Here is a 4,881-nt window from a genome sequence, read left to right on the forward strand (position 1 = left end):
TATAGCTTATATAAGCTATACCTTTTTATATATTTTCTAGTTATCAAAATCTACGTTAATTTTTCCTTGTGGTGTGTTTATATCTATATAAGATAAGTTAAAGTTATCATCCATAACATCTATTTTATATTCAAAGAAAACATCATCATCTTTCTTTGACATAAATATATAACTTCCATTTTCTGCTTCTTCTATTTGATCACATATTTCATCGTAAATATTTTTTCCACTTACACTACCTTTATAACCTGCTGCTTTTATTTTTTCTTCTATTAATCTGTATATTTCTTCCATATTAAAAACCTTCTTTCTATTTTATAATATAAACATTATATACCCAAATACTATGTATTTACAAATATGTTTTAAGTTATATTAATATATATATCAATAATTATTAAATTTAAAATAAAAACACTACTTGTATTAATATAAGTAGTGTTTGATTTCTTATTTTCCTTGTATAACTCTTGTTGCAATATTTTTTGAGTGGTCTGATATTCTTTCTAAGTTACTTAATAGCTCTATATATGCTATACCAGAGTCTACGCTACATAGATTTTTCTTTAACCTACTTCTATGGCTTGATCTAAAAGACTTTTCCATATAGTCTACTTCTTCTTCTAATTCCAATACTTTACGTGCTAATACTTTATCATATTCTTTCATAGATTGAAGTGCTAAAGTATATACCTTTAAAACTTTATCATAAATACATACAATCTCATCTTTAGCTTCTTTTGATAAATTAGACTTTGAGTTTATAAGATCTTGTGCTAATTCTGCTATATTTTCAGAGTGGTCACTAACTCTTTCTATGTCATTTACTGTATTAAATAGAAAATCTACTTGAACTATTAACTGATCATCTAATGATTTTGTAGATAGTTTAACTAAATAATCTATAACTTTCTTTTGTAATTGATTTACTATATGTTCTTTTTCAAATGTTTTTTTCACATCTTCTTCAGAGCTTTCTATCACAGCTTTTATTGAGGTTTCTAATGTTCCTTTTGCTTTATTTCCCATTCTTAATGTTTCTTTTACTATATTTCCAAGCGCTATAGATGGAGTTTCTAACATTCTTTCATCTAAATACTTTGTTGTTTTTTCATCGTATTCTTCATCTCCATTATCCGGTATAAGCCTCATAACTAATTTAACTATGTACTTAGAAAATGGTAATAATATTAAAACATTAGTTATATTAAATAACGTATGTGAGTTTGCTATTTGTCTTGATACATCCGATGGATCTAAATGTTGAACTATCATAGTTATAGGTTTGTTTAACACTAACATAAATAAAAGTGTCCCTATTAAATTGAATATTAAATGCATAATCGCTGCTCTTTTTGCATTTTTATTAGTACCTATACTTGATATTAAAGAAGTTGTACAACTACCTATGTTATCACCATATAATATTGGTAATGCTCCAGCTAATGGCATTAAGCCTTGTGATGCTAAAGCTATTAATATACCCATCGATGCACTTGAACTTTGTAAACAAGTTGTAAGTGCAAAACCTGCTAATAATGCTAAAATTTGATGGTCTGCAAGTCCTTGTAATAAATTTCTAAAACCTTCATATTTAGATAAAGGCGCAAGAGCATCCTTCATAAATTGCATACCTATAAATAATATAGCAAATCCTATTAATATTTCAGATATATTTTTAAGTTTTGGCTTTGATTTCGAACCTACCATATATAATATAATACCTATTCCAAGAGCTATTGATGATATTATGCTTGCATCAAATGATACTAACTGTGCAGTTACTGTTGTACCAATATTTGCCCCCATTATAACACCTATAGCTTGATATAAACTCATTATGCCTGCATTTACAAATCCGACTACCATTACAGTAGTAGCTCCACTACTTTGTATAATACCTGTAACAACAGCACCAACTAAAACTCCCATTACTACGTTGCTAGTTAGAAGCCCTATCGCTCTTTCTAATTTAGGTCCTGTTGATTTTTGCAGTCCTTCTCCCATTATGTTCATTCCATATAAGAAAAGTCCTAAGCCTCCGATAAGACTTATGAATATCTTCACTGTCTACTCCTCCTCAAAATAATAGTTCTTTTCCTTACTTTTTTCACTATTTTATATTAGCAGAAAATTCGACTCTTTTGTTAATTTTTTTTATTTTTTTTTGATTATACTTAAATATAAAATAAATTAAATAAAGCATTTTTACGAAAAAACACTACTTATATTAATATAAGTAGTGTTTTTTCCCACTGTTGTATCTATATATAAATCAATACTTAATCATGCCTCATAATATATTATTTAGCATTATTTTCTCTAGTTAATCCAAAATTTTCATCTTCATCTTCTTTATCTATTATATCCTTAATATCATAAATTTTATTTTGTTTTTTCCTGCTTATCTTATTCCATTGATTCTTTCTTTTTCTATATCCTATAAGTCCTGTCAATCTATACCATGAACAAATTTGCCTATATCCAAAGCTTTCAAATACTGAAAATAACATAAGCTTTAATAACGTAAATCCACTCGATATATGCTTAAATATATAATTTTCAAGAATTACAGATGTTATAGATATTATAGTTCCATATAATATATAAACAAATAAAAATGTAAATAAAAATTCCATATTTAATAGTCCTGAAAAATAGGATATTAAAATTATAGCTAGTCCGAATATGTCTATTATACAAGAAAATAATTCATATACCACAAAATATAAAAATGAAAAAACTCCTACTATTCCATATTTAGGGTTTAAAAATATATATCTATGATTTAATAAACTTGTAATAAGGCCTATGTGCCAACGCCTTCTTTGATTTTTTAAATCTTTAAATTTCTCTGGAACTTGAGACCAACAAATCGCCTTATGAGCATATTTTATATTGTATGGAAGATGGTTTTTCCTATAAAAAGAATGAAGTTTAACAACAAGATCCATATCTTCTCCTATAGTTTTTGTATCATATCCTCCAATATTTATAGCTGCACTTTTTTTAAATAGTCCAAATGCGCCTGATATTATTAAATTACCATTAAAACTATTAAACCAAACTCTTGTTGTTAAAAATACTCTGTAATATTCTATTGTTTGAAATATTACAAGCAACCTTTTAGGTGATAGTGCTTTTACAACTTCGCCTTTGTCTAAAACAACTTGATTAGAAACTTTTATATTTCCTCCAACTGCAACAGTTGTATCATCTTCCATAAAAGGTATAGCTATATTACTTAGTGAATCTCTTTGAAGTATAGAGTCTGCATCAAGAGATACAAATAATGGATATCTAGATACGTTTATACCCATATTAAGCGAATCTGCCTTCCCTCCATTTTCTTTTTTAACAAGTGTTAATTTTATATTGTCTTTAATAGTTTCTTCATATATAAATTCTTCTTTTTTACAGTTTACTACTCTTCTAATTGGTCTTGATATTTTTTTTAAATTAAACTTATCTATTATTATTTCAGATGTAGCATCTTTTGAGCCATCATCTATAACTATTATTTCATACTCTGGATAATCTAAATATAGTAATGAATCTATACAATCTAGAACTGTTTGTTCTTCATTATATGCAGGCACTAGTATAGATATTGGTATATAGTTATCTTCACTTTTTATTGATAATGCATTTAAGTACTTTCTTTTTCGTTTATCTTCATTTAACTCTAAAACTGAAAATATTGTAGATATGAAAAATACTCCTGCATATATTAATATATAGTACATAAAAAATATATTTAAATAATCAATAACTAACTTTAACATCGCTATCTTCCTCTATCTTTCTTGACCTTTCTAGGCACTCTTCATAAGATATTTTATTTTTCATAAACATTACGTAAAAAAGTATATCCATTGAATATTTATCATTCTTTCTAAGTACCATATCTATTATATAGTCTTCTTCAAATCTTAATAAAGATATTGCTGAATTATATCTTACATGCCAGTTTTTATCTCCTATACTTGTAAGCAAAGCATCTATACTTTCTTTATCTTTATAATTTCCTAAAGTAGCTGCACAAATTGCTCTATACTCCCAGTCATATTCTTTTAATATCTTTATAACTTCATTTTTAGCATTTTCATATTTTACAGTTGAAAAGTATTTTATTACACTTATTCGTACTTCTTTATCACTACTTTCGTCTTTTAGTATATCTAACATATTATTTTTAACTGACATAATCTTATTATTTTTAAAGTGTTCTACAATTGTCTTTTGTATATTTTCATTAAATGAACCAAACTTATTCATAAGTTGTTTATTTAATAGATTTTTATTTCCATCAAATTGACCTAATATATCAATTAAAATTTTATTATTTATATACTTATCTTCATCTGATATATATATTAAAGCTTCTATAAAGTTTTTAAGATTACCTATTTTAGATATAGATTTTAATGATGATACTCTTAAATAAATAGATTTTGTATTAATGCAATTAAATAAAAAGTTATTCACTTCAAAATTATTTAATTTATACTCACCTAATAATACTGTACAATAACTTTTTATTGTATCATCTTTTCTTTTACACTTTTTTATATATCCTAATATTACATCTTCAAAATTTGACATATATATTTTAGTAAATTTATGATTTTCTTCATTTTCATTAAACTTAAATATATTATTATTAAAAACTTTTATATATGGTTTTTTATTTAAATTTTCTTTTATATATTTTATATCTATTTTAGATATCTCTTTATTTAATTTAACATTATTTAGTTGTCTTAGAACTTCTTTTCCAAAAGTATCTTCTAATTTATCTACTTTTTTATTAAATCGTATGTTAAGCATATCTTTTACTATCATATAAACAATTGAACATGAAATTATATATACAAAAAA

At 24.9% G+C, this 4,881-nt stretch carries 4 protein-coding genes; all 4 read right to left on the reverse strand.

Annotated elements, in window-relative coordinates; translation table 11 throughout:
• Nucleotides 1-36: 36 nt before the first annotated feature.
• Entirely contained in the window at nt 37-294 is a 258-nt protein-coding gene (locus JWF52_RS17395; RefSeq protein ID WP_208334752.1) for a hypothetical protein, read from the reverse strand.
• A 156-nt stretch (nt 295-450) separates the two neighbouring features.
• Nucleotides 451-2,067, reverse strand: a complete 1,617-nt coding sequence (locus tag JWF52_RS17400) for a Na/Pi cotransporter family protein (protein WP_208334753.1) — start codon at nt 2,065-2,067, stop codon at nt 451-453.
• 236 nt (nt 2,068-2,303) lie between these two features.
• Complete coding sequence (locus JWF52_RS17405) at nt 2,304-3,785, reverse strand: glycosyltransferase family 2 protein (RefSeq protein ID WP_208334754.1); 1,482 nt, start codon at nt 3,783-3,785, stop codon at nt 2,304-2,306.
• On the reverse strand, nt 3,766-4,881 hold a 1,116-nt coding region (locus JWF52_RS17410; protein ID WP_208334755.1), incomplete at its 5' end, for a HEAT repeat domain-containing protein. The genes JWF52_RS17405 and JWF52_RS17410, both read right to left, overlap by 20 nt.

The organism is Clostridium sp. CCUG 7971, assembly GCF_017590215.1.
Lineage (GTDB): Bacteria > Bacillota > Clostridia > Peptostreptococcales > Peptostreptococcaceae > Faecalimicrobium.

Excerpts from the sequence above, each read along its gene's own strand:
- JWF52_RS17395 (WP_208334752.1), bottom strand. The coding sequence starts at position 294 with ATGGAAGAAATATACAGATTAATAGAAGAAAAAATAAAAGCAGCAGGT.
- JWF52_RS17405 (WP_208334754.1), bottom strand. The coding sequence starts at position 3,785 with ATGTTAAAGTTAGTTATTGATTATTTAAATATATTTTTTATGTACTAT.